19 protein-coding genes are annotated in these 25,632 nt (G+C 65.4%); 7 read left to right on the top strand and 12 right to left on the bottom strand.

Annotated features, from left to right (window positions below; all coding sequences use genetic code 11):
• Window positions 1-150: 150 nt before the first annotated feature.
• Window positions 151-894 carry a hypothetical protein gene (locus H0B43_RS40760; protein ID WP_252191002.1) on the top strand — a complete coding sequence of 248 codons (744 nt, stop codon included), beginning with the start codon at window positions 151-153 and terminating at the stop codon, window positions 892-894.
• Between the two features lie 224 nt (window positions 895-1,118).
• Here H0B43_RS40760 and H0B43_RS40755 read toward each other — a convergent pair whose 3' ends face one another.
• The 5 genes from H0B43_RS40755 to H0B43_RS40735 all read right to left on the bottom strand — a co-directional run bounded on the left by H0B43_RS40755 (window position 1,119) and on the right by H0B43_RS40735 (window position 5,586).
• Window positions 1,119-1,583: a hypothetical protein gene (locus tag H0B43_RS40755; RefSeq protein ID WP_185950149.1), complete on the bottom strand. Its 465-nt coding sequence runs from the start codon at window positions 1,581-1,583 to the stop codon at window positions 1,119-1,121.
• A gap of 545 nt (window positions 1,584-2,128) precedes the next feature.
• On the bottom strand, window positions 2,129-2,542 hold the full coding sequence (locus tag H0B43_RS40750; protein ID WP_185950148.1) for a hypothetical protein: 414 nt from the start codon (window positions 2,540-2,542) through the stop codon (window positions 2,129-2,131).
• Window positions 2,539-3,402, bottom strand: a complete 864-nt coding sequence (locus H0B43_RS40745; RefSeq protein ID WP_312037663.1) for a nucleotide-binding protein — start codon at window positions 3,400-3,402, stop codon at window positions 2,539-2,541. The genes H0B43_RS40750 and H0B43_RS40745 overlap by 4 nt, the downstream gene beginning before the upstream one ends.
• Before the next feature lie 82 nt (window positions 3,403-3,484).
• A complete protein-coding gene (locus H0B43_RS40740) occupies window positions 3,485-5,191 on the bottom strand; it encodes a relaxase/mobilization nuclease domain-containing protein (protein WP_185950146.1) in 1,707 nt (568 codons plus the stop codon).
• Entirely contained in the window at window positions 5,188-5,586 is a 399-nt protein-coding gene (locus tag H0B43_RS40735; RefSeq protein WP_213016622.1) for a plasmid mobilization relaxosome protein MobC, read from the bottom strand. The genes H0B43_RS40740 and H0B43_RS40735 overlap by 4 nt, the downstream gene beginning before the upstream one ends.
• Before the next feature lie 601 nt (window positions 5,587-6,187).
• Here H0B43_RS40735 and H0B43_RS40730 point away from each other — a divergent pair.
• The 3 genes from H0B43_RS40730 to H0B43_RS40720 all read left to right on the top strand — a co-directional run bounded on the left by H0B43_RS40730 (window position 6,188) and on the right by H0B43_RS40720 (window position 8,183).
• Complete coding sequence (locus H0B43_RS40730) at window positions 6,188-6,565, top strand: hypothetical protein (protein WP_213016621.1); 378 nt, start codon at window positions 6,188-6,190, stop codon at window positions 6,563-6,565.
• Window positions 6,566-6,644: 79 nt separating this feature from the next.
• On the top strand, window positions 6,645-7,415 hold the full coding sequence (locus tag H0B43_RS40725; RefSeq protein ID WP_185950144.1) for a CPBP family intramembrane glutamic endopeptidase: 771 nt from the start codon (window positions 6,645-6,647) through the stop codon (window positions 7,413-7,415).
• A gap of 180 nt (window positions 7,416-7,595) precedes the next feature.
• Window positions 7,596-8,183 carry a hypothetical protein gene (locus H0B43_RS40720; RefSeq protein ID WP_185950163.1) on the top strand — a complete coding sequence of 196 codons (588 nt, stop codon included), beginning with the start codon at window positions 7,596-7,598 and terminating at the stop codon, window positions 8,181-8,183.
• A gap of 142 nt (window positions 8,184-8,325) precedes the next feature.
• On the opposite strand, the gene H0B43_RS40715 is transcribed toward H0B43_RS40720, so the two are convergent.
• Entirely contained in the window at window positions 8,326-9,711 is a 1,386-nt protein-coding gene (locus H0B43_RS40715; protein WP_185950143.1) for a chromosome partitioning protein ParB, read from the bottom strand.
• 104 nt (window positions 9,712-9,815) lie between these two features.
• Between H0B43_RS40715 and H0B43_RS40710 the strand changes: the two genes are divergently transcribed.
• Window positions 9,816-10,121, top strand: coding sequence for a hypothetical protein (locus tag H0B43_RS40710; RefSeq protein WP_185950142.1), 306 nt, complete (start codon window positions 9,816-9,818; stop codon window positions 10,119-10,121).
• 38 nt (window positions 10,122-10,159) lie between these two features.
• Here the strand turns inward: H0B43_RS40710 and H0B43_RS40705 are convergent, their stop codons facing one another.
• The 5 genes from H0B43_RS40705 to H0B43_RS42420 form a co-directional block, all read right to left on the bottom strand.
• The gene (locus H0B43_RS40705) at window positions 10,160-11,245 is read right to left on the bottom strand and encodes a phosphotransferase (protein WP_185950141.1); all 1,086 of its coding nucleotides are present in this window, start codon (window positions 11,243-11,245) and stop codon (window positions 10,160-10,162) included.
• Between the two features lie 122 nt (window positions 11,246-11,367).
• Window positions 11,368-11,901 (bottom strand): hypothetical protein, encoded by a 534-nt coding sequence (locus H0B43_RS40700; RefSeq protein WP_185950140.1) that lies wholly within the window; start codon window positions 11,899-11,901, stop codon window positions 11,368-11,370.
• A 3-nt stretch (window positions 11,902-11,904) separates the two neighbouring features.
• Window positions 11,905-13,083 (bottom strand): phosphotransferase family protein, encoded by a 1,179-nt coding sequence (locus tag H0B43_RS40695; protein WP_185950139.1) that lies wholly within the window; start codon window positions 13,081-13,083, stop codon window positions 11,905-11,907.
• Window positions 13,080-14,057 (bottom strand): hypothetical protein, encoded by a 978-nt coding sequence (locus tag H0B43_RS40690; protein ID WP_185950138.1) that lies wholly within the window; start codon window positions 14,055-14,057, stop codon window positions 13,080-13,082. Before H0B43_RS40690 ends, H0B43_RS40695 begins: the two co-directional genes overlap by 4 nt.
• 123 nt (window positions 14,058-14,180) lie before the next feature.
• The gene (locus H0B43_RS42420; protein WP_252191001.1) at window positions 14,181-14,753 is read right to left on the bottom strand and encodes a ParB/Srx family N-terminal domain-containing protein; all 573 of its coding nucleotides are present in this window, start codon (window positions 14,751-14,753) and stop codon (window positions 14,181-14,183) included.
• Between the two features lie 281 nt (window positions 14,754-15,034).
• Here H0B43_RS42420 and H0B43_RS40680 point away from each other — a divergent pair, with 281 nt between their 5' ends.
• Window positions 15,035-16,369, top strand: coding sequence for a hypothetical protein (locus H0B43_RS40680; RefSeq protein WP_185950137.1), 1,335 nt, complete (start codon window positions 15,035-15,037; stop codon window positions 16,367-16,369).
• Between the two features lie 26 nt (window positions 16,370-16,395).
• Window positions 16,396-16,668, top strand: a complete 273-nt coding sequence (locus tag H0B43_RS40675; protein ID WP_185950136.1) for a hypothetical protein — start codon at window positions 16,396-16,398, stop codon at window positions 16,666-16,668.
• A 132-nt stretch (window positions 16,669-16,800) separates the two neighbouring features.
• Here H0B43_RS40675 and H0B43_RS40670 read toward each other — a convergent pair whose 3' ends face one another.
• Window positions 16,801-25,473 (bottom strand): helicase-related protein, encoded by an 8,673-nt coding sequence (locus tag H0B43_RS40670; RefSeq protein ID WP_185950162.1) that lies wholly within the window; start codon window positions 25,471-25,473, stop codon window positions 16,801-16,803.
• Between the last annotated feature and the right edge of the window lie 159 nt (window positions 25,474-25,632).

Here is a 25,632-nt window from a genome sequence, read left to right as displayed (position 1 = left end):
CACCGCGACGTCGCGACACCGACCTGGGGCGTTGACCCCGAATCCTCCGAACACCGTAAGGAGAACGACATGTCCGAAGGTCCCGAAGTCGACTCGGCAAACCACGAAGTCAACGCCATGATGCGGGTCGCCCTGCAGCTGGCCTCTCGCATGGCCGAGAAGATCGCTCGCAACCGTGAGCGTGACCTCGAGCAGGCGCGCCGCGAATCGGCAGAACGTGCCCGCGAACTCGCACAACGGCTAGAGACCAGTCGCGCTGGCGCCGAGGCATACCTGCGTGCCTCGTTCGATGACCAATGGTGGAACCGTGCACAGCCCGGCGAGATCGCCGACCAGTGGCAGCACGCACAAGCGTGGAAGGAACACTCCCAGGTCGCATCCGAAGCTGTCGAACGGATCCGCACTGAAACCGCCAAGCGGTATGGCATCGACGTTGACGCTCCGGGCGCGGACGAGAAGCTCGTCGACGCCCTGCTGCGCGACGGCGAGAACCGAAAAGCCCGCGCCGCCGCGGAACACGGCCGCTCCCAAACCGACACCATGACAGCCAGCGAGATTCTCGACGAAGCTGAGCGGGCGGATGCCGAACGCGCCGACGAGACTGAGCGCAGCGAGACGAACAGCGCAGACATCGAACCGCAGACACCTGGCGGTGCTTCGCTGCGCGCGGTGGCCGACCACGACTACGACTCCGCCGAACGGCGCGAGGAGGACGCCGACCAGATGCGAGCCGCCGGCATCGACGAAGAAGAAGTCGCCACCCGCATGCGCGCCGACCTCGACCAAGCCCGGCACCCGGTCGAAGCGGTGGCCGGCGCGGGCAGCCATCCCAAGGCCCGCAAGGGCCGGGCCAGACGTGGCAAATCTGCCGAGCGGACGATGACCGGACGATGAGCATGACTGGCCGGCTCGCCTCGACCTCGTAGCAACTCGGTCGCACCGCCCGCACCGTCACATCACGGTGCGGGCCTCCGCGTGTCAGTTAGGTTCTGTTTGCCCAGACTTTTTGGCGCAGTCCGGGCACAAGGTTGCACTCCAAGTACCTGTGTGGGTGGCACCACACTTGTGGCATTTCAGGGATGTCGACTTCGCCATCACGTACTCCTGAGAATCTTGATCTAGCCTAGATGTCCGGTGAGGATCAGTGCCTGAGCTTCCGCAGGAACGTCGTCAAGCCAATACTGACGGTGGGATGCATCGCCCAACTGTTCTCGGGCAGAATCGACTATCACGCGGCTGTGTTGAACCAGCCCCGCAGAGATTTCGATGACCTGCTGGACATTGCTGGTTTCGTGCTGAAACTTGAAACCACACACCAGGGACCAGTTGCTGTTGTCCGCGCCTTCGGCCAGCCAGTAGTGGCCAAAGGTCATGAGGCGATTTAAGTCGCTAACGGTCGACAGAACATTTTGGGACGGAGATATTTCCGCCGCTATGCCGAACCCGATGGTCCCGCAAGTCTCGCTCGCTGTTCCGAGCACTCCGTCGTTCGTGTAATGCATCCTGTCGATTAGATTGCCTGATCCCGAGGGTGATTGAGCAAATACCGCCTCTATGGCCGCGAGGAACTGTGCTTGATCCATCGTCTAACCTCGGTTCCTGAGGTGACGGGCAATCTCTGCTTCTACCTCGCGGCTTGAGGCGACCCCATACTGCTTCGCGAGAGATCTAGCCGCCTGAGAAATGTCTGCTTGAGCCACGTTCGTGGCTAACCCTGCGGAGAAGATCAATGCCTTAACAGCTTCTTTGATGTTGACTTCCGGGACACTAGCCACGATTGGGCCTCCAAATGGATTAGGTTTGGAATCAGGAACTTATCTGTTAAGGCCGCAAGTGTCTACCGAAACGATGCAGGTCAATAGGTATGTCATTCGATCAGATGACAACGTATTCGGTCGATTCCCACGTAGGAGAGAGGGTTCCGTTGGCTTGGGCGATTTCGTCGGAGGCACCGATCGCGGCGAACTGCTAGTTCACCCCATGCTCATCGTCGTAGGGGCATAAAAGTGTGGGTGGAGCCACTAGAGCCAGCCGCACTTCGCTGTCGAATCCGTCGCGCCGTGTCCGTGGTGAACCGAGGCACCGAACCACCCGAAAGGATGCGATTGCAGCCCAACTGGTTGCGAGCTCAGATGGCGAATGCTGTACCACACACCAGACAGTGAAGAGGCTGATCATGGTCCGCCGGCACCTTGATCGGCTCGTACGCGTGGCACGGCGATTGCACGATGTCCATATCGTTGGGCTCGGTCAGTTGTGCGGGGACGTCGGACGTAGCCTCGATCTTCAACCCTGTCTCGTTCGAGAGCTGCGCAAGGATATCGGGGATCGCCCGTCCCCGCGCGTACTCGATCTGTTCCTTGGTCAACCAATCGTTTGTACCTGCGGGTACCCCGCAGAGCGGGCAGAAGTACTCGCTCGGCTCAAGTGCCGCGGCCGCTTCGTCGTTGATGGGACCGTGATGCCACTTGAACTGCTTCTCACAGGTAGGACACTCGCGGCGTAGATAGCCGTCGTCGTCGAGGGGGATGGGCACGTTCATGTCATGCTCACATACTCTTCTTGGTCCAAGGGATCCCCGCCTTCGGTGCGGCCCGTAATACGCAGGTTGAAGAACCGCTTGTTATCGCCAGCCCCGGTGTTGCCCATGTAGTCAATGCGGAACGACTTGCCCTGAGGAAGTTTCGGAATGGGGAGGTTCTCGTACTCACGGAGCAGACCGCGGCCGTCCGCATCGATCTCCTCGACATCGACATCGAGTGCATCACCGGGGCCGCGGTTGGTGATCTCGACGTAGTCGAGTTTGTTGCCACCACGCGTGAAATGCGAAGCCGAAAAACGCGGTCGGGTCGGCTTCGGGGCCGCCGGGACCTTCCTGCCCAGAGGGACTCCGCCCCCGGCCGGTACCGGCGGTGTGAGGTCACCTGCGGTGAGCCAGTCGGTGCCGACTGGGTCGACCTCGCATTTGGCCGTGGCGAGACGGTTCTTGAGATCTTGTCGCTTCTGAGGAGTGTTGTCGAGACGAATGGTGTGGCGCCCGTGGATGTCGCTGAACTGCTTGATCTTGCCGAACTCGACGATGATCGTCCGCTCGGGGCTTCGTCCCATTGCCATGCCAGCCTCGAAGAGCACATTCGGCCGCGGCTGTCCCTGCGGGGACGTTTCGGGATCATCGTCGTCGGCGAGGTCGGTACGGAGGTACGCGACGTCATCGGGAGTTTCGAGAACGACGATGGCCTGGGCGGAGTCGAACGCGACATCGAGCACTTCACCGATGTACGGCGCGGTCTTGCCCGTCGCATGGATTGCGTGCGCCCATTCGATCGGCGACAGGCCCAGAGCTCGAAGAAACGCGAAGATCTGATCCCGGGCACCGCTGTTGCGGCCGTGGATGACGAACACCTTGCGCGGGTCCGGGGAAGAGGTAGTCACGAGTTGAGCATAAGGGTGCCGCCCGACACTGCCGGTCGGCGATAGTTCACTGCTATCTTTCGTTGCCGTCGTTGCCGCGTGTGCGGTCGCGCCCGGCATGAGTGCGCGGGGATGGGTCGAGCGGTGCGGGAATCGGTAACACTGGACGCCTCACGGCCTCGGACGGTGGTGCTGCACTGTCGAGTGCGACAAGTCGCCGCAATTTTTCCTGTTCCGGTGTGAGTGTCGATGTCGACGTGTCGTCCTGCATCGTCATCCGGACTTCGCCACGTGCGGAATCTGGTACCGACCACCGTGACTGGGTGAGCTCGGTGCGCACCGAGTACTCGATGTCGAGTGCCCGGTGCAATTCGCCTGACGCACGATGTGCATCCGCGATCGCCTCCATGGCTTTCATCAACTGCCGCAGCAACAGCATCGCGGACACGCACTTCGGGAGGTGCCCACTGGTCTGCATCACGATCAGTGCGGCACCACCCGCAGACATAGTGCCCTTCGGTGCCCGGTACGCCCGGTGCGCCGGAAGTTGCGCGGACCGAGCGAGTTGACGGGCCGCCGCGGCCAGGGGTCCGGGTGTCGGTTCGACCTTCGCGGACCACGCCGCGAACACCCCCGCAGTACGGCCGGCGGCGCGTGCCCACTGTCCCCGGTCCTCGAGCGGGATGGACCGCAGGTAGGCGTTCCACTTTCCGATGTCCGCGGTGGCCCGGTCGAGCAACTTCGGGTCGAGTTCCTGACTCTCCCGTCCCACCCGTACCGTCGGCAGGTCGCGGCGAGCCGCGTTCCACTCGTCGACGGCCGCCGCCGACGCTTGCGGGCTGTCCTCCCACTCGCTGCGCAACCGCGGCAACGTCAGATCCTTGGCGAGATGCCCGCCGCCGTAGAAGACCGGAGTGTGCCCAGCGGCGGGCCGAACAGCTACCTTGTATCCGACAACGACGTCGCTTCGCCCCGACGCGAAACGGGGCCGCGCGACCAATCCCTGGCCACGCAGTCGTCGCACGAACTCCGCCTCGGACTTCGATGCGGTCGCACACGCACGGACGCGGCGTGCAAGAAGTTCGCGGTCCAACTCGGGGGCACCCTCACGTTCGGCACGATGCTTCTCGGCCCGGTGGTAACCGCGTTCGCCGGAACCCGTTTCACGGGAGGCAATGACCGCGAGCCCGTGCTTGCGTTCCAGTTCGCCAGCGAGCTCACTCGCGCGCTTCTTCGACCGCCACAAGTCGACTTTCGTACCGTCCTCGCGCACCACGGACGCCGCGATGTGGATGTGGTCGTTGCCTTTGGTGGACACACCGTGCCGGACCGCGGCCCAACGGGCGGGGGAGCGGCCGGAGGTCTCGGTGAACCCCATGCCGTCCATGAATTCCTGCGCGATCACGCCCCACTTCTCGTCGGTAAGCTCGCCTTCGTCGACGTGCAGCGACAGCGAGCAGTGCCACACGTTCGCATCCCGCCACGGGTCGATCGGGTCCCGCACCTTCTTGCCGTGCGAGTCCCGCACATCCTCGCCCTTGTCGTTCCGGAGGTAGTTCGGTTCGCGGACCTCGGTACCGAAAACCTGACGCGGCTCATCGATCTGGCGAGCAATCGCGATCGCGTCCTGATGCGACAGCTCATTGTCGTCATGCCAGGCCATGATCGCCGGATCTCCCGCCACCAGGTGCGGGTCAGTGTGCTCGTTCGACCGGCCTGGACCTTGCAGATACGACAGCAGACCGGTCATCTTCTCACCGCTGGTGATCTTCACGATCATCGCGCGTCGAACTCCTGCAGAATGCCGTCAATTCGCATCGCGACTCGGCGCACCTCGCCGAGCGTGACACCGAGATTCTCGGGCAGATCCCCGGTGGCGTTGGTGGCCTTCGCCATCTGGTTGACGTTGATCGAAATCGCCGACAGCAACCGGAACGCGCCGAACAACTGCTCCGCGAACTCCCGCCGCTCCGACGCGGTCTCGGAGTGCCCCGCGAGGGCGGACTCAACGAGCAACCGCGGCACACTCACTCGCGCATGCTGCGCCTTCGCCAGCAGAGCCGACTCCTCCTCGGGAGTCACCTTCACCACATGCCGAGCCTGCCGGCCACCGTCGACGTTCGCACGGCGCTCACGCCGGAATCGGCGCGGACGATGAGCGGTCTCATCGCTCATCGTCGTCACCTCTCGTTCGGCCCAGCGCAGCGCCCCCACCATGTGGGGCTACACGAAAGTGTCTCAGGTCCAGAGCGCAGCGTCCAGACCTGACCCCAACTTAGGGCACCTAAGTTTCCATCTTGCTCCGCCGGGGCTCGATCAGTTGGCACGCAGCGCCTGCGTCGTGTGCCGGTTTTTGAAAGAAGCACAGGACGAGCGCAGCGAGTTCCTTTGCGCGGTTTCCGGCCCGTCCCCACCTGTGGTGCGGACCCGATTGTGGGTGCCTGAGATCGAGCGGAGCGGGATGGGGAATCTCGGGCATCCACACGAGGATCAGGGCGCTCCACACTTGTGGTCGGCCGGCGCGCCCGAACGTGCTGACAATGGACCGCGCTGCGCGCATCCAACGCGACGTCGCCGCGGGGGAGTTGTCCCCAAGTGGGTACCGGGCTTAACGGCATTGGGCACACACGACATTTCTCCGCTCCGCTGTGTCGTGTGCACACAACGCCTACCCGGACACCCACCCGGGGACAACGGAATCCGAGCGCGACTCGGCTCGTGCACACGCCGCGTGTACGGCTCGAGATTCGCGCGCAACGTCTATACGATCGACCGCATGGAGAACCAGTCGCTGGAAACCGAATTCGCCGCTCTCGATGAACAGATCCGACGAGAAGCCGAGAAGAAGATGCAAGCGATCCGCGTCGTCGCCACGGCACACAAAACTCTCGCCGATACCCGCGAGGAGTTCGCGCGCACGGATGCGGCGAACAAGAAGGCCTTGACCGACGCGATCGCCGATGCCCGCAGCGCGGGATTCACCGATTCCGATCTGAAGCGGTGGCAGGCAGATGACAGCAAGGCCAGCCGACGCGCACCGCAACGCCGGCCCCGCAAGAGCGCTCAGAAAGAACAGTCAGTGACGCCGACCGACAGCGGAGCGGCCACCGCCTCACCTGAATCGGCGGGGGACAAGCTCGCTGCGTCGGCCTGACCAAAGTCTCACGCCATCGTGCCACTGACACTGCATGTGTCGGTGGCACGCTCATGTTCATCACTTCGGGGGGATCTCGATGAGCGATGCCGCGATCGACAAACAGGACAAACCATCAGAAGGTGACCGCCACGCTCGCGTGCGCGATAAACGCTTCCTCATCACAGCTACGGGCCCGCTTCTGGGGACATTGTGGGCCGCGAGCCTCGCCCACGATCAGCCACTTGCGGCCGTCCTCGGCGCACTGATCGTCTTCGCCCTGGCCGCGCTCATGGTGAAGAAGGCTTCCCCGATCGGGCCGGCATGGAATGTCCGCGCGGAGTTCGTCCGCGGATTCCGCTGGCTGGGTCTCGGGCTGGTACGGATTCGGGATCGACAAGTGGGGGTGCGCGCTCAGCTGGTGTGGATCGTGGTCATTCCCACTGCGCTCGCACTACTGGACTATCACTACCTCTCGGAGCTGATCAGCGAGGCCTTTCCCGTAGTCGATCCCGCAGCGCTTGCCGCGCAGGAAACTCGGCATGCGAACGTGAAAGATCTCGGGCTCTATGGCGCGCTTGCAGCATCGTTTCTCGGTGCAAGCCTCTTCGAGGAAGTGGTCTTCCGTAGCCTCCCACTGATCGTGCAGCGGTGGCGACCGCACGCCACGATCCTCATCACGATCACCGCTGCCGCATCCACCGCTCTGTTCGCACTAGTGCATTCGGACTTCGGTACCGGCAACGTCGTTTCGGCGTTCATCGGCGGCGTGGTCTACGTTGCACTCGCGCTCTACACACGATCGCTCTGGCCATCGATCATGGCCCACGGAATCTACGATGCGATCATCATGGTGAGCTGGGTGATGTAGGCCAACCACGACAACACGCAGCGAGCGCCCCGATCCGGTCACGGGTCGGGGCGCTCGCTGCGTCACCACTTGTGTCCGACCTGTCGGTCCCCGCCTCTATCCTCGCCGGTAACAGCACCTGGAACCGGTTGAGTGGAGGACACCCTGAGCGTCACCAGCGGCATTTCCCCGCTCCCGGGTATGCCCGTTCCCTCGCCACATGCGGAGGACGAGCAGCTCGCTCTGATCGGACAGCCGCAACCGGTGCGCGTTCCTGCACGACTGTGGCGATCGTGGCTCACCGAGCCCACGATCGTCGCTCGGTTCGAAGCGAAAATCTATAGGCGTGCCGACGAGCTGTGCACTGTCTGGACCGGAAGTGTCAGCTCGACGGGTCACGGATCCTTCCGGGCCGCGAGCCTTCCCGGCGCGTCTCGACGCGGCACCGTGCCCGCGCATCTGTTCGCCTACCAACTCGAGTACGGAGTGATCCCGAGACTGGGGTGGTCCGGCGCCGATGACGCGGTGCTGTGCCATCAATGCGACTTCGCCGGTTGCGTCAATCCACACCACATGCGCTTGGGCACCAACGCCGTCAATCGCACCGAGTACTACCTACGGCGCCGGAACCTGGCCAGTCCACTCGCCGACATCCGCGGTCCCGCCGGGCGCACCCGCGCCGTCGCCGCCGCTGTCCGCGCCGGCCTCGCGAACGGCGACGAACCCGACCGCATCGAGTTACGGATCCGCCGCGCCGAAGCCGCCGGCCTGCCACTCACTCTCTGGTGATCTCAGTGCGTCGCACAGACCCAGGCGCACGCACACGGCTGATGCGCAGAGGGTGTTCGGGGCTCGATGCCCCGAACACCCTCCATCCCCTCCCGAACGCGCCCCCGGAACTCCACACTTCCGGGGGCGCGCCGTTTCATGACTAGGCGATGTCGATGTCCTCGGGGCGCAGCTCGCCGCTGATCACCTTCTCCACATTCGAGAGGGTGTGCCCGTTCTCGGTGAGCATCGCGAGGTACTCGCTCACGTACTGCGGCCGCGACCGCCATGCGTCCTTCGCCATCCGCGACTCCATTGCCGCGACAGTGAGCGCGAACGTGAGCATCCAGGCGCGGGACTCGCTGGCCGCTGTCGCTGCGGCCGCGATCTTCTTCTTCGCGTCGTACGTCGTCCAGGTCTTGTCACCCATCAACTCCGGCAGCAGATCGGACGAGTGGAACTCCGACAACTGGTGCGGTGCGAGCGCGACCATCATCGCCGTCCATGTGGCCGCGTTCTTCGGAGGCTTGTTCGCCGACAGCATCTCGCGGATGAACTCACGCCTCACGTCGGTAGCGGACTCGGCCAATTTGTTCAGCTCCCGTACCCGGCGACGCTGCACCCGCTTGGCCTCCTCCGCTGCAAGGAGGGCGGCCTCACGGGCTTCCTCGTCCTCCGGCAGCGGGTTGGTCGGGTTGAACCCGGCAAGTTGGATCGCCCGGTTGAACTGGTAGCGGCCACCGTTGACCGGAACCAGGCCGGCCTCCTCGGCACGCAGCACGTCGAGGAGGTAGAACTGCGGCACATGCACGTCGCGTTCCTCAACCGAGTTCGCGTGCCGCAACCCGTCCTCCGGGTCGACGTCCGGGTCGTCGAAGGTGTCCCAGTCGATGTCGCCCTCTTCGACCGGCTCTCCGGACTCGACTTCGACATACATCGTGTCGGTGCGCACCCACACGCCCCACAGGTCCGGCCGTTGCCGCACCTGCTCCTCGGTGATGTGCGCGCGCGGGTCCGCCTCGGCGTCCTCGGCGGTGGCGATGTACCGCCAGTGGATCTTCGAGTCGTCCCGGTAACCGGGGTCACCGTCGAGCACGGTGAACCCGGCCTCGGCATACGGGGCCGTACGTTCCGCGCGGGTAGCCTTCTCCTTCCGGTCCGCCAGCAGCCTGCGGGCCTGGTAGTCGAACGAGTGGCGCTGGCACTGCACCAAAGCCTCCACCGCTTCGGTGTCGCCGTGAGATGTCCACATAAGAAAGAACTTCGCCACGATCGCGGCCTGTTCGAGCGTCAGGCCCTGTTCCTCGAGGCTCGCGCGCGCGGCTTCGCGGCGTCCGACTGCGCCGAGCAGCTTGACCGCCTTCCGTTTCACGCTCAGCTCCTTCGAGACTCGTTCCACCGGCACCCCGAGGTCGAGCATTTCGGCGATCCCGGCGGCGTTCTGCGCGGTCGTCAGGCCGGTGCGGTGGTTGTTCGAGTTCATCTGCTCGCTGATCCGGGCGATGGCACGCTCGATCTCGTCGGTCGTGTCCTGCGAGCGCACCAGCACGGGGATGGTGTCGCGGCCGGTGGCGATCGAGGCGAGCGTTCGTTCCCTCGAAGGTCTGGGCGTGTTGCGGCCGATATCGGTCTTGCCGGAGCTACGTTCGAAAAGTGCCCTCTGTGGACGCGATTTCCGGATGCACGTCGGACTGCTCCGAGTGGATGTTGTACTGGACCGCTCGTGGCGTGGACGTGCCGGTCGGGTTCGACAACACGCTGGACGGATGGGTGGACATCGATGCCCGCGAGCGGACTGCAGGCATCGAAGAGGCCACACCGATCTTGATCGACCCGGCCGGCCGGATCGATCCGCGACTGGCGAGATTCCTCCGCCGGTCCCGGTTCGCGTTTCTCGTCGAGGGAACACGGCAGTCGTACGTGAAGGATTACCGTTCGCTCGCGCGATGCACATACTGACCATCGAGAACGATAACCTCCGCCGCGACTCACATTAGTTAGCGTCTGGCGAGGGCAGTGAAGCTGTCGAGATCCCGCGTTTGCGTTGCGTGTCGTCTGATCCAAGTGCGCCACATCTCGTCTCCTCGGGGGGTGCGTTTGACTGCTCCCGCGCCGTAGACCCCGACTTGGAGACCGTGGATGGCCATTACTCGGTAGTCATCCCAGCACTGCTCAAGAGTGTAGTCGGTGACTCCGAACGCGACGAGATTCTCGTGGTAGTGACGAACGAGAGCATGCTCGTGGATGCGGCGCTGTTCGGTGGTCAGACTGCCCCCGAGAAAGTACGCAATATCGATGGTGCCGCAGCCGATACCGACGCCCTGCCAGTCCAGAACGGTTACCGGACGTGCGTCACCATTGACGGCGAAGAGCATGTTGTCGGCACGGAAGTCGTTGTGCCAGAGACAGCGGGGCTCGGAGAAGACCTCTTTCCATGTCTCGATGTGGTCGTTGAGCTTGGCTGCCTCTTGCAGATCAGCCTCCGATGCCAGGTCGCCGACTTCCTCAGGGAAGGCTGAAACGATAGAGGGAAACCCGTCGGTCGCTTTGACGAACTGATCGACGGTTGCTTGAAGCCAAGGTTTGCTGGTTAGGGCGGGATTCTTCCAGGACGTGGCATGCAGCCTCGCTGCCTGTTCTAGAACGAGGCTAGCCTCGTCGGCGGTGCATCCGACCAGTTGATCCACCGTGCGAGCTGGGGCCAGATCCTCCATCATCAACACGAAGTCGGTGTCGTTGTCAGCGAGGGCAGCGTGGAAGGGGTGGGGGCGGGCGATTGGCAGGTCGGGAGCAAGTTCCTGGTAAAACCGGATCTCACTCCGGTAGAACCCCGATTGCCTGCCATATTCACGGCTTGTTGCGTCGGCTGAGGGGAATTTTCCTACCACCGTTGCGGGGCCTGAGGCGACTGGGTCGTAGGTGAGTGTGAAGCGGTAGCTGTCGGCCAATTGGCCGGTCCCGCAGGACTGGCGGTCGACGGCGACGACCCGACCGGACTGCAGTACGCCGGCGGACGAAAGCATGTGGGTGAGCCATTCGGGGCTGATGACGTCGACGGAGACCACTGGTGTGAAGGGTGTCACAGGAGTTCCTTCGGGGTTCTGGACGTGTGCGCGTGGCACGGATGGTGGGGTTCGCTCGGGCGGGCGGACGGCTGTCGGTCCGCCCGCCCGCTGTCTTCGGTGCTTTAGATGCCGATGGTGGGTCAGCGTGTTGCGCTGGAGATCAATTCCGGAATGCTTGGCAATGTGGCAGCGTCCGGATCGGTGCCGTGGCCGCGGAACCATGCCCTGTCTCGGGTCGCTTGACGGCTGCCGTGGTCCACGATCAACCGGTGCTGCACGGTCCGGAAGCTGGGATGGCCGTCCTCGGCGCTGGCCCGCACCAGCGAGTCGATGCCGCCGGCAATTGCATTGCGCCTCTCCTGTGCGGTCGACGGGGTAGTCGGCGCAGTGACGTCGTCCTGGATCTGGCGAAGCGCGCGTGCTGCGGCGGTGGTTGCGGACCCGCCCTCGGTCACAGCTAACAGGTCGTTGGCCAGGGCCGACATGTCGGCAAGGCATCCCAACTCGTATTCGGCCATGTACCGGTACTGCTCCGCCATCGTAGTGAGGTGGACTATGGCGAGGGTGGCCTGCTCACGGGCGAGCACTTCCTCGGGGGGGAGCGCCGGGATGATCACCTGCTCGAGCGCACGGGCGACGGTGGCCAATCGGATTCCCATACTCGGGGTTGTCATGGATCAGCCCTCCTGTTCGAGGATGCGGGCAATTTCGCCGAGGAAGGTGTGCGCGACCGGAGTCATCCAGGACAGCAGTACGTCTTGGTGGTTGTGCCCGCGGATTGCGGCTGAACAGCCGGTCCCGAGATTCATGACGGCGCATTTGTAGGCGGCGAGCATCTCGTAGAAGGTCAGCTTCTTCTGGTCGACTTGGCGCCCTGTCGCTGTTTCGTACCGGCGGATGAGCTCGTCCCTGGTCAGCAGGTTGCAGACGAGTACCTCACCGTCCTGCGATTCGCCGGCAAAGAGTCGTTGCACGATCCAGCCGAGGTCTTCGTGGTAGTCGCCGATATGTGCGAGTTCCCAGTCGAGTACTGCGGTGAACTGCCCGGATTCGACGTCGAACATGAAATTTCCGGTGCGAAAGTCGCCATGTAGCAGGACCAGTTCATCGGTATCGGGTAGCCGGTCTCGCATCCATTGCTCGGCGAGGGTGATCAGCGGGTATGGGTCGACGCAGTCGTCCTGCCACACTCGGCTCCACCAGTTGACCTGCCAGAGCGCAGCCTCGCCGGGGTGTCCGGTGGGGGCCTGGAAGTGGGGCAGTCGCGCTTCCTGCCAGCGGACCGCGTGGATCTTGGTGAGATTGTCGATGAACTGAGGTACCAGCCGGTCCCGCCACTGCGGTGTGAAGGACGTACCGACACCCGAGACCACCATCGCATCCGACGGGGGCTTGGTCACGCCCTCGACGAAGCTGGTAATGATGCCCGGTTGGCCGAGATAGGTTCCGTCACCGTCGAGGAAGCGAGTGGTGGGGGTGGGTACGATCCCGGCGAGCGCTCGAAATGCCTCGTCCTCACGGTAGCGGCAGGTCTCGACGATGCTCTCGGGTGGATCCAGGCGCAATACCAACTGCTCTGGTGCACGGCCGGGCACCGTCATGGTGAAGGAGAACTGCTCCTTCGAAGCGCCGCCGGGCATCCGCTGAACACCCTCTAGATCGAACTCGGTCATTCCCGACGCTTGCGCTTGCACCAACGCTGTCACCCGTTGAACCACGTCGAGGGCGGTCAAGGGTTGGTACGGCCCCTGTTCACGCCGTGCGATCTTGGCATCGAGCAGTTCGGCCACCCGGGGCTCGAGCAGATCGATTTGCCGCCGGATGTCGCCGGCCCCGACCTTCTCGGCCGCGGTCACGACCCGCTCCTCGGCACATACGGGCCGCTCGTGATGCGGTCGAGCGGGCAATTTTCCTGGGCAAGCCCGAAGCCCACCCGGTCGCCGGCGTGCCAGCGCACGCTGCTGTGCGGCACGTAGCTGTTGCTGTACGGGGTCCATGGATGCTGTCCGACAGGAGTGCCGACCAGCACGTGCTCTCGGTCGTCGATGTCGACGACCTGCAGCTCGTAGCTCACCGGCATCTGGAACCGGCCGCGAGTTGCGCGGAGCCGCCCGGACTTGAGCCCACGGACTCGACCGTCGACGAGGGCGTACCCGTGAGCGAAGGTGAACCCGTCCCAGCCTTCCTTGCTCAGATCCCGCGACCAGATGGTGTTGATGGAGTAGTCCTGACCGAACGCGGCGTTGATCCATCCCATGCTGCCCATGAGCTGCTCGTTGCGCGGACCCCAGCTGTGATCCATCACCGTCACACAGTCGACGGGGAAGGTCCGTCCACGAATCTTCGCGGTGCCGGTGACGTGCACGGTCATGTCGAAATGGTTGGCGTAGGCCATTCCGAAACCGCTTTGAGACCGGTCGCCAGTGGCGAGCGGATCCATGCTGGGGTCCTGGATGTCGTAGGGCTCCATGATTCCGTGGACGTGCCAGTCGAATTCGGTGTCATCGTGACCGATGTAGCGGATGTAGTAGTCGCGAGGCTCATTGGAGGTTTCCAACGAGAGTCCGTTGGGCAGAGAGTAACTCTGCAGCTTGTCGGGAAGTGGCAGGTGCTGTTGAAAATCGTAGTAGAGGGCATCGAGTGGGCTGTCGCCGATCCGATCGAACGCCTCGATGTCGCACACCATCGCGCCGACGCCGGGGCGGGCGATGGTGTACACCCACGCAGCAATGTTCGGCTCCGGGAGGTACACCGAGAACCAATTGGTTTCGGCCCAATCGTGTTTAACGTCAGCAGGGGTGTGGAATTGAACATCTTCCGCGGCGATCACTGCATCTCCTTCAGACGTGCTTGCGCCAATTCGCGCTGGTAAGGAACGTTCCGAATGAACGTCCTGTCAGCGTGCCAAGAAGGCAGATGATCCACATCACACCTATGTGCGATAGCTCTCTATCTATAGAGTGAAGTGACCTGAACCACATCGGCGGCTTGCGGACACCGTACTCCGGAACTGCGAGTGGCTTCTTGGCACGCGGCGTCGGCACCGAGATGCTCCCCACGGTGTCAGCGTTCGCTGGGTCGGCGAACCGGATTCCGCTGAATCCAGCGCACTGTGCCCCCGAGTACGCACATCAAGGTTGGCTCGACGGCGGATTCCGTCCGGCGACTGTGCGGTTCGACATCGGCGACCCATTCCGTGCCGTCGGCGGTATCCACGTCGATGAGCCGATGCAACTGGCCGCGGCCGAGAATGCGACTCGTCCGTCCGCCAACTCACGCCGACAACGCCGACACAACACCGCCACTTTCTGGGGAAAACTCGGCGCTGTCCGTCGATCACTACCAGGCTGCCGTCCTCGTGGCGGCTCGCGGTGATCGGGTGCAGCACACCGTGCTCGCGCACCGACTCGACGAACCCCGGCGTCTCCTCCAGATTCACCTTGTCGCGCACGTTCTTGCCGACATCGAGGGTGCGCGGATCGACCTCGAGAAGTTCGGCGGCTGCAGGTTGCTGCGTTGCGGTCATGGTGGTGTCTCTCCTGTACTGTCTCGGGCGAGAACTCGATTCAGGGGACACCGAAGGTGGCCTCCCCGGGCCGCAGGACCGCGGCCGAAACAAAAGAGCCGATCAGCCAGGACTCGGACGCCGCGCCACGACGCATCCTTGCCTGTTCTCGACGCGACCAGGGAGCCGACGCCGATTCATCGTCGGCGGCCCCGCCCCTACCCTGACCGGGCAGATCGTCGGATCCACACTCTCGCTGGGCCAGTCGCATACACCAGCAAACAAGGTGCTTCACTTAGGCCATGTCGTTCGATGCCGTCGGTGTAGTTGTGATGATCTCGGGTCCCGGAGACACGGCTGATGAGGTCGCCGTAGTTCGTAGGGTCATCGAGAAGTGGAACAGCGAACACTCGGCTACCACTCGCGTGGTGTTCGTTCCGAAGCACTACTCGACGAACACTGTTCCCATTTACAGCAAGGGGACCGATGGGCAGGCAATCATCAATGAGCAAATCACCAATGACAGCGATGTCGTTGTGTGCCTGTTCAAGCATCGGCTCGGTACACCGACTCCGCGGAACGAACATTCGGGCACAGCTGAGGAAGCCGACGCCCGGGAAGCTGATGGTCTGGTACACGTCTATTTTTGGGTGGGAACTGACTATCCAGCAGAGATGGTAGATGACCACGACAGGATGCAGGAGTGGCAGAGGCTGAAGGACTTCCGCAGTCTCTTCCACAACAACGACCGAGGTCTCTATTCCACCTATGAATCGACGGAGCGATTGCGCGAGCAGGTGGAAAGCGCATTGTGGAACGACGCTCGCGCTTTTCAAAGTCGTCGGGCAGCCGTGCCGGTCGACGTCGTTTCCTCGACAACGAAGCCGACTGTAGACGTCGTGGTGAGCGGGAGCGTCTGGCGTGCGCGAGAACTTGGAGGCATTCTCGACAACGCCATTGAGGGTGATATCGAGTCTGAGCGGCAGTGGGCTGCGAGCTGGAGAGACACACCTGATGCTGGTCTTCGGGCGATCTTGGCACCCACGCCGACGGGTTCGGTCCGACGTGTTCCGAAAACTCAAGCGGAGATCGATGAGTGGGCGGGCGGGGTCCGATCGCGGATCAACGAGTTCGACAAGGCTGTCGCCTCCTCGGCTGCAACTCCTATCCAAGTGAGTCTCAACTGCGAGACAATCCTCAAGGACGTCGAGGTCGAATTCATCTTCGCAGGTGTATCCGGAACCGACCCGACCAAGAGTTCATGGCCTGACCTGTGGACTCCTCTACACCTACCGCCGTCGCGGGAAGACTTCTTGGGGTATGAACGCATCAAACCCATGGACATCGACTACCGAGCGATCGGCCCGGTCACCTCACACTGGGAGCAGGATGGCGATGATGTGGTTCTGACGCTCGCCCTCCATGAGCTGCGGAACCGGCGATTGCCCGCCACCTTCGATGATCCGGTAATCCTGGCACTTCCGTGCACAGCGGACGCACCCTCCGAGATCAGTTACACGTGGCGAGTCAGTGCATCGAACAGCAACCAAGAATGGGCAGGGAAGGGCACCATTCCAGTGCTCAACGAAGCTCGGTCCGAACTCGTGGCGTGGTTGCGGGCGACGGGCCGCGATTGAGTCGCCATCCCGGCTAACCTGATCCAGTGGCGAAAAAGGAACCGGGTACCCCTTGGGAAGGCTTCACGCCGGAGGAATCCAGCCTCCTGAGCTACATCGATCATCTCGGCAATAACGGGTGGGCGAGGAACGGCCAAACCGAGGAGGTGATGCCGATCGTGTTGAGCGACTGCGCTGCCGCTGGTCTGAGCCTCGCGCGGATCAAGAACGCGATGGCAACCATCGGTTATGACAAGCATTCCCTACATCAGCTCGATCGATGGGAATCAAAGCGCACGACCGGTAAATTCGGCCCGTAGCCCGAACCCGCGCTCTCGGCTTGCCGGAATTCAAAAACAGCGACGACCAGCAATACGTCACGCTTTTCAGCCCAGGTCACAGCAGTAGCCAGGCACGACCAACCTTTGGGGTTGGTCGTGCCTGAAGCCGGTCTATCTTTCCTGACCGTTCACGCGGCCGCGATCGGCTCGTAATCCGGGTGGGATCCGATCGATCGTGGCGGTGTTCGTTGCTGTGGCCGCGGTTGCGTGGGTGGGGTAGTCGGAGTGGACCAGTCGCATGACCTCGGCCAACTCCGTGTCGGTCTCCGTCTCGACGACGGCCGCAGGCTGTGCGCCATTGGCGCGCGCCTCAGTCAGCGCAGCTTGGTCTCGTTCCCACACCGCCGCCGGTGGGATGGCGTCTTCCGCAAGGGCGGTTCCGACTGCTTTCTCGGCGGCGGAGATCGCGGTATCCCGGTGGGGGAAGGTGCCGCTGTCGAGGGTTTCCCTGTCGTTGTGGGCGGACCAGTACCAGTCGCGGCCGGTCCATTTCACGACGGCGCCGGGATCTCCGGTGCCGCGGTCGAATCCGGCGGTGAGTTCGGAGCCGATCTGGTCGGTGCGCTGCCACCGTGGTGGTTGTGGGTTCGCCGCCAGCTCGGCCTTGCGTTCGGCGTGTTCGCGGGCGGCCGCCATCATCCGGGCGGGGGTGGCTTCCCGTAGCTCGTCCTCGGTCATGTTCTGGTCTTCGGCGTGCCCGCGGGTGGGGTTGAGGTCGCGGGTCCACCCGCGGTACATGCCGGCGGCCGCCAATCGTTCCTTGGTCGCCTCCTTCTCGGCGAGCGCCTCGGGGGAGTTCTCCCGGGCGGCGAGGTCGGCCCGCATCTCGTTGTAGGTGTGTGTGAGGCGGGTGATCTCGTCGGACTTGGCGAACGGGACCCCGAGCTTGTCGGCGAGTTGCTCGGTCTGGGTGATCATGTAGTCGCGGTCCTTGACGTGCAGGTCCAGCGCGGCGGGCAGGTCGGCGGCCATGTTGGTCAGCCGGGTCACCATGCCCGATCCGCCGTCGGCACTGCCGAGTGCCAGGTCGACGACCTCGGCGTCGACGGTGCGGACGATGCCGCCGGTGAGTCGGAATGCGTACCCGCCGACCGGGAGCCGGCCCATCGAGATTTCGGCGCCGGCGATCTCGGCCACCAGGTGCTGGCCGTCGGGCTGGCGTTCGAGGTCACCGGCGATGTGCGCCAGCCGGGTTTGCACCGCCTTGCGTACCTCCGCCGGTTCGGCGAACGAGACCGCACGCCCGCCCACGGTTAGGGTCCGCTGTTTGCGGGGCAGTTCACCCCAGGCGGTGAGGGCGTCGGCGACCTCGCGGCCTTCCTCGATCTCCTTGGTCAGGATCGGCAATCGGGTGCGGTTGTCGTGCAGCTGCCACTTGATTCGCTCCTGGTCGGAGCGGTGGGCGCGGGCTTCGGCGCCCAGTTTGCGGAGCCGGGTTTCGAGTTCGACGACCTCGATGTAGCGGGGATCACCGGTCGCGGCAGCCTTGGTCGCGGCCATCGACGAGGTCATGTCGTCGCTGCCGATGTCTTCGGCCTCGGAGAAGTCGATCGCCCCGCGGCGGAGCTGCTCGATGTAGGCGGACTTCTTCTCCACGGTCTGCCACTTGGTGGTGTCGTAGGAGCGTTCCCCGACGATGTTGATGATCTCGACGGTCTTGTTCTGGTTGCCCTGCCGGATGATCCGGCCCTCGCGTTGTTCGAGGTCCGCGGGCCGCCAGGGGCAGTCGACGTGGTAGAGCGCGGTCGCGCGTTTCTGCACGTTCATGCCGGTGCCCATCGTCTCCGACGAGCCGATGAGCACTTTCACCTCGCCGCGTCGGCAGGCGGCGAACAACTCCCGCTTGTCCTTCGGCTTGGGGTAGTCCTGGATGAACTGGACCGCCCCGGGGGACATGCCGCGGGCGACCAGGTCGGCGCGGATGATGTCGTAGACGGTGTCGTCGCGTCCGGGCTTGGGGGTGCCGCGGTCGAGAAACACGATCTGCAGACCGCCGGTGCGTGGTTCCGGGTTGCCGGCCTCGTCGTAGTAGACGGTATCGGCGGTGCGTTGCTCGGCCTCCCAGAGCTTGTTCACCAGCAGGTCGACCCGGCCTTCGCCCGCTGGTGGTGCGTCGAGCCCGCCGAGGCGGGGGTCGAGGGTTACATTGGCGCCGTCGCTGCCGATCTTGAGTGGGTTGTCGATGTGCGCGGTCTTGCCGGTGTACATCTGCATCCGCTCGTCCAGGTCGATCATGAAGTCTCGGACCTGTTGCGGCATTTCGAAGGTCAGGTTCTGGCGGCCGCCGCCGGCGATCTCGGGAAGGGTCGCGGGGACCTGCTCACGGATGACGACGTCGGTGAACTGGGCGTTCATCGCCATCAGGGCGGGCAGGTTGACGAACTTGCCGATCCTCGACACCGACCGCAGTTCGGAGCCGGTGACGTTCATCTCGACCGATTGGCGCATCGCGGCGAAGTTCGCCGCCCAGGCGTCGATGTTCTCCATGCCGCCGGCCTCGAGCAGGTCCGGGCGCAGGTACTTCGTCATCACCCACAGCTCGGACATGCTGTTGGCGACCGGGGTGCCGGTGGCGAAGGTGACGACCTTCTCCGGAACGGGTTTGCGGCCCTCGACGGCGGCGCGCTGGCGGTACTTACGCCGCAGGTAGGACAGTTTCATGTCCAGGTCGGTGGCCCGGCTCGATCCTTCCCGCAGCGCCAGGTCAGCGTTGTTGGACTGGCGGGAGAGGTTCTTCCACATGTGAGCTTCGTCGAGAAACAGGTAGTCACAGCCTGTTTGCTCGAAGGAGAACCCGACGTCCTTGGAGTCGGCGTTGATCTTCTTCTCGAGCTTGTCCTGCCACCGCTTCTTGGCCTTCTCGATCTCCTTGATCGTGTTCTGTCCGGTGGCCGCTTCCCGGGCTTCCTCGAGCTTGGTGATCTCGTCGGCGATGTAGGCGGCCTGGGTGTCGACCGAGCACTGCATCTTGGTGAAGGCCGGTTCCGGGACGATCACCAGATCCCAGTCCTGGGAGGCCGATTGCGCCATGAACAGTTGCCGGTCGGCGCGGGATTTGAAGTCGTCGCCGACCAGCACCCGGGCACCGGGGTAGGCGTCGGCGACCTCGCGGCCCCACTGGTCGATGAGGTGGTTCGGGACCACCACCCAGGGCTGTTTGATCTGCCCGAGGCGGCGCATCTCCATCGCGCACATTGTGATCGACCAGGTCTTGCCGGTTCCGACGGTGTGGTCGAGGAGCACTGACGGTTCGTTGATCTGCCGCACCGCGACGGCGGCCTGGTGCGGATGGGGTGCGATCCGCAGTCCGGGGAAGGTGCGGCCCTCACCGTTGTAGGCGGGGTCGACGAAGGAGTTGAACCGGTCGTTGAACACTCGGGTCAGCTCGGCGGTGCGGGCCGGGTCGGTGAACAGCCAGTCCCCGAACGCCGTTTCGAGCATCTCGGCCCGCTGTTGGAGTTCCTCGGTGAGCTCTTCGTGGAACCGCGGCTTGGGGGAGTGCTCGAGTTCGGCCTCGGTCTTGAACACCCGGATGGGCTGGTTGTTGGCGATCTTCTCCAGCAACGACAACCCGTCGACGCCGCGCCGGTCCCCGGCGGTTTCGTACGGCAGCCCGTACGGGTCGGTGTACTGGTCCCCGGCGATCGTGAAGTCCCAGGACGCGGTGATGGGGGAGTACTCGACCGCGATGCGGGTGTCCGGGTGCACCGAGAACGCATCCCGGATGAACTGCGCGTACATCGGGGTCGGCACCCAGTTCGCGCCGGGGCGGACGGTGATGTTGGTCGGATCCAGATCCGCCGGGATCACCTGGCGCAGTGCATCGACCGCGCCAGCGTAGAGCTGCGGGTCCGACCTGGCGGCGGCTTCGGTGGCCGCCAACTTCTCCCGCACGTTTCCGGACAGGAACCTCGGCGCCGGGATCAGCTCGGTCGGGTCTTCCGGGTTGGGGAAGACCAGCCCGGCGAGTTGGTCCCGGGCGGCGTCGATGTCGATGCCCACCAGCCCGGAGATCCGGTCCAGGTCGACCTGCCCGGTCTCGTCCAAGCTGACTGCCAGCGCTTCGGCGACGTCCTGGGCGGACTGTGCCCGCTGCGGCGGGGTGATGACGTCCTCGGTGAAGATCTTCGACTTCCGCGCCTGCTGGGTGTCCTCGTCGAAGATTTCGATGCTGCGGACCAGTTGGATCGCCGGGTCGTAGCGGATGGCGCCCTCGAGGTGCCGCATCTTCTTCCACGGCGGGTTCGGCTCGGATGCCTCCGCCAGCAGCCGGGCGGCGACATCCTCGGGCAGTGCGCCGGTGACCGGGCCGGTCTCGTCGCCGTTGTTGGCCCGCCACTTCTTCTCCAGGTCGGCGAAGCGTTTGTCGATGACCTTCTGCGTCGGCGGTCCCGGAGTGACCCAGGTGAACCGGTTGAGCGGCCCGTACTTGCGCGCATACCCGTCGTACTGGCGGTTCAGCTGCGCCCGCAGCCGGTTCTTGGTGTCCTCGTCGCCGCCGGTGCGCTGGGCGTCGACCAGGTCGGTGACCGTGCCGGCCATGGCGAGCATGGACTTCCACTGGGCGGTGCGGGCCTTGTCGATCTTCGATGGCACCGGCGTCCACCGGCCGCCGAGGGAGAGCTGCTCGAACATTTCGATCTCGTCGTTGAACCGCACGGATCCCGGAACCTCGGTGATCGCGGCTTCTTCCGCGGTGACCAGCCCGGGCTTGTCGAGCGTCGGGTCGGCGGCCGGCTGTTCGGCGTCCTGCCCCAATCCCGCCCGCTTGGCGCCGTCGACGATGGCGGTCAGTCGGTCACGGACCTGGTTGGCCAACGGGCGGGAGGGGTCGGCGGTCACCTTCAAGGTGGCCGCCGAGTACATGCCCGACCCGACCCCGAGTTCGCCGAGCACGTTCTCCGGGTGCGCCAGGAAGTAGTCGTTGACCTGGATCTCACCGTCGGCCAGCTCGGCCTTCGAGGTGGTGATCCACTGCTCGGTCGCCGTTGCCGGTGCGCGACCGGCCTCGCGGCGGCGGAAGATCAGCAGGTCGGTGACCACATCGGTACCGGCCTGCCGGTCGAATGCCTTGGTCGGCAACCGCAGTGCGCCAACCAGGTCGCCGAGTTCGGCGATTTCCTCGCGGGCCTTGGTCCGCTGGGCGTCGGAGGTGAAAGCGCTGGTGATGACCGCGACGTAACCACCGGTTTCGGTCAGCGCCAGGGACTTACGGATGAAGTGGTTGTGAATGGTCAGCCCGGACGGGTTGTGCAGCGGGTCGCCGACCGCGAAGTTGCCGAACGGGACGTTGCCGATCACCGCGGTGAAGGCGCCCTCGTCGGGGGAGAACTTCTCGAATCCGTGGCCCCGGACCTGGTGCCCCGGATACAGGTGGTGTGCGATCCGGGCGGTCATCGGGTCCAGCTCCACCCCGACCATCCGGGTGCCCTTCGGGGCGTGACCGATGAAGTTGCCGGCCCCACAGCCCGGTTCGAGGACCCGCCCGCCGGTGAACCCGGCTCTGCCCAGCGCGGACCACATCTCGGCCGCGATCGCCGGATCGGTGTAGTGGGCGTTGAGGGTGGAGGCGCGGGCGGCGTCGATCTCCGGCGGGGTCAGCACGGCGGAGAGGTCGGTGCGGAGCTCGTCCCACTCCGGTTTGCGCTTGTCGAAGATGTCCCCGGCCGCACCCCACCCGGACCAGGCGGCGAGGATCCGCTGTTCGGCCGGGGTCGCTGCCCGGTGTTCGTCGCCGAGCTGGTGCACCAGGCGGATCGCGTCGATGTTCGCCCGGGCGCGGGCCTTTGCCCCTGACGGGGCCAATACCTCGGCGCCGAGGACGAAGTTCGCGGCCGCCGCGTCCGGCTGGTCCGGGACCGGCTGGGCGGCAAGCGGCGCAGTTTCGGCTGCGGGTTGGTTCGCGGGGTCCCGGACGACGTGGTCTCGGGTGTCACGCTCACCGGTGATGCTCGCGGTGACCTCGGTCGCCGCAGCCGACTCGGCGCTCCGTCCGGTGCGGGCGGTGGCGATCGCCTCGGCCAGGGTTGCCGTGATGACCGGTTCCGCGTCACCGCGGCTGACCTGCCAGTCCTTGGTGCGCCACCGATAGTTGACCTGCGCCCGGTCCTGGTCAGGTTCGCCGACAAGGTATTCCGAGTCCCGCAACGCCTCGAGATCAGCCGGTCCGGTCGCCGCGGTGAACAAGTCGTCGGGCTCACGGGCGCTGGTGTGCAGGGTGTCGAACGCCTGATGGGCGATGTCCAGGCGCAACAGCTCCGAGGTGTCGAGTCCGTGGGCGCGGCAGGCTGCCGCCAGGTCGCGGTGGTCGCGCTCGAACTCGGTGAGGACGCGTCCGCGCAGCTCCCGGCATCCCTGCGAGGTCAAGAACCCGGTCCGGTTCAGGCTCGGGTGCAGCGATGTTGCGGCCGCGGCGAACACCTCGTCCTGGCTCAGTGCCCGCCCGGTGATCTCGGCGAACCGGCCGCGGGCCTGTTCGGTAGTAAGGCCTTCCCGGATCGGGCCCGCGCTGGTGTCGCGGCCTGAGGTCGTGGCGCGGCGCACCGCGGGCAGGTGATGCCCGCCCCACAGCTCTCGGCTGTTACCGCCGTCGGTGGTGACCTCCCATATGGGGGTGCCGGTGTGCAGGGTGAACCGGTGTACCTGGGTGCGGGGACGGCCCGTCGCCACGAAGGTGTTGATGTCGCGGGCGAGCCAGTCGGTGGCCTTGTCGCGGTAGGTGTCTCCGAGTGCGCCCAGGATTGGGCCGCGGACCTCGGCGGTGAGCCACTGGTGACCGCCGTGGTCGTCGATCACCGCGGCGAGGTCCGGGCGGCCGGTGAGGCGGTCGGCGAGGTCTGCGGCGGCGGCCTCGAGGACGACGCTGGTCCGTTTGCTCACCAGGGTGCTCGCCGCCAGGGCCACCACCAGTGGGTCCTGACGTAGCTCGCTCTGGGCCCAGTCCCGCCATTTTTCGACGTCGGCGGCGCGGTCGTCGATGCTCCCGGCCGCCTGCCACGCGCGCAGGCTGGCGTCCGGGATCAGAACCCGGGCGCCGGCGGCCGCCTTCTCGGCCTCGGCCACGACGGTGTCATCGGCGCCGTCGAGCATCAGTGCGGTGTGCACGCGTTGGGCATCGAGCCAGGCGTGGATCTTCTCCCGGTCCGGGATCTCGTCGCCGGCCTCCACAGCAGCCTCAGGCGCGTCCACCGCGGTGGCCGGGATCTCGGCCGCCACGTCAGCCTCGACGGCCGGTGCGGTCTCCGGTGCGGGTGCGGCCAGCTCGGGGGAGGTCTTGACTGCCTCGTGGACCGTGTCGAGGGTGGTGGCGATGTTGTCGTGCAGCCAGTGCGCCGCCGCCTGGTACTGCGGGTCGGCGGAGTCGACAGACAGCAGCCAGTCGCTGACGGTGTGGTTGAGCAGCCGGTGGCGGCCGACGCTGAGGTAGTCCTCGGGTCGCCGCCGCAGCACCTGCAGGCGGGGGTGGGTGACCATCTCGGCCTGAAGATCGGTGAGGACCTCGTCCTCGCGTTCGCGCGCCCACTCGGTCCGGGCGCCGTTCCAGCCGCGGTTCCAGTCGGTGAAGATCTGCTCAGTACGTGGGTCACCGACCGGGACGCCGTCGAGCGCGGCGCGGACTCGCGGGTCCGCCGCCGGAATCGGGGCACCGCCGCCGGGTCCGTGTTCGGTCCAGGCGTCGCGGCCGATCTGCCGCCAGTCCACCGGGTCGGTGCGGTGGCTGTTGGCGTGCACCCGGGTCAGGGTGTCCTCGGCCAGTTGCTGCCGCTGCGTTTCGGTTTCGGGGCCGGCGGCGGCGAGGACGGTGTCGATCGCCTGCTGCACCGGCAGTGCGGCGGTGAACTGCTCGGCGCGGCCGGTCGCGGCCTCGGCAACGGCCGGGTCGGCCTCGAGGGCGGTGACCGCGGCGTCGGCGGCGGTGCGGTCGCGATTGTGCTGCGCCCAGAGGCGGGCGGGCAGCTGGGCGGCGGCAGCCTGCCAGTGCGCCGGGTCGTCGAGGGCGGCGCGGGCGACGGCCGCGATCTGCGGGTCCTCGCTCACCACCTGCTCGACCAGACCGGCCTGCACCTCGTCGTGGGCGCGGCGCATGGCCCAGGACGTGAACTGCTCAAAGGTGTTCGACTGCGCTCCGGCGGCCAGGTTGAGGTCCTCGTCGGCCATCACCTGCCCGGTGATCTCGTCGAGCAACGCGGTGACGTCCTCGACGGGGACGGTGGGTTCGCGCTGGGCGGTGAACTCGGCAACCAGCTCCCGCAGCGGCCGCCGACCCGTGAGGTTCTCCGTCTCCGCCGCCGGGGTGGGCGTTTGCGGTGGTCGGTGTTCCCGGTCCGCTTTCTGGGCTTCGAGCTGGTCGCGGATCAGTGCGGAGCGCTCACGTGCCTGCCCCGGCGACAGCGGCGGTCCGGTGTGCTCGGCGTGCTCGTCCCGCGCCCGTTGCGTTTCCGCTTCGGCCAGGATGCGGGCGATCTCCGGATCGGAGGCGTCGGCGACCTTCCCTGACCGAGCGCGCAGCATCTTGATCTGCTCGTCGGCGCGACCGATCGTCAGGTCGTCGGGCAGCCGCACCGGCAACCCACGCCTACGCCGCAAGGTGCGCAGATACGACTGCTGGCGGTCGGTGGCGGGCCGATCCCGCCAGGTCCGGCGCGGCGGCCGTACTCGGCTGACCGCGGCGACATCCACCCCGTCGACGTCGTAGCCGGCATCGGTGCAGACCTGTCGGGCACGCTCGGCCGCGTCGCGGGCCTCGTGGGCATCGGCCGACACCCGTTCGACCCGGGCGGCCATCCGGTCCGCGGTCGTGGTCAGGTCCTCGATCAGCTCCGGATCGGTGCCCAGCAGCGTCGCCTCGGCGACCTGGGCCTGGACCTGTTTGGTGGCCTCGCGCAGGGTCCGGACCTTTTGCCGCAGCCCGTCGGCGTCCCGCTGGGCGCGGGCGTAGGCGAT

It is taken from the genome of Rhodococcus sp. 4CII, from assembly GCF_014256275.1.
GTDB lineage: Bacteria > Actinomycetota > Actinomycetes > Mycobacteriales > Mycobacteriaceae > Rhodococcus_F > Rhodococcus_F wratislaviensis_A.
The sequence above is the reverse complement of the archived record's forward strand: the minus strand, read 5'-3'. Positions and strand labels throughout refer to the sequence as shown.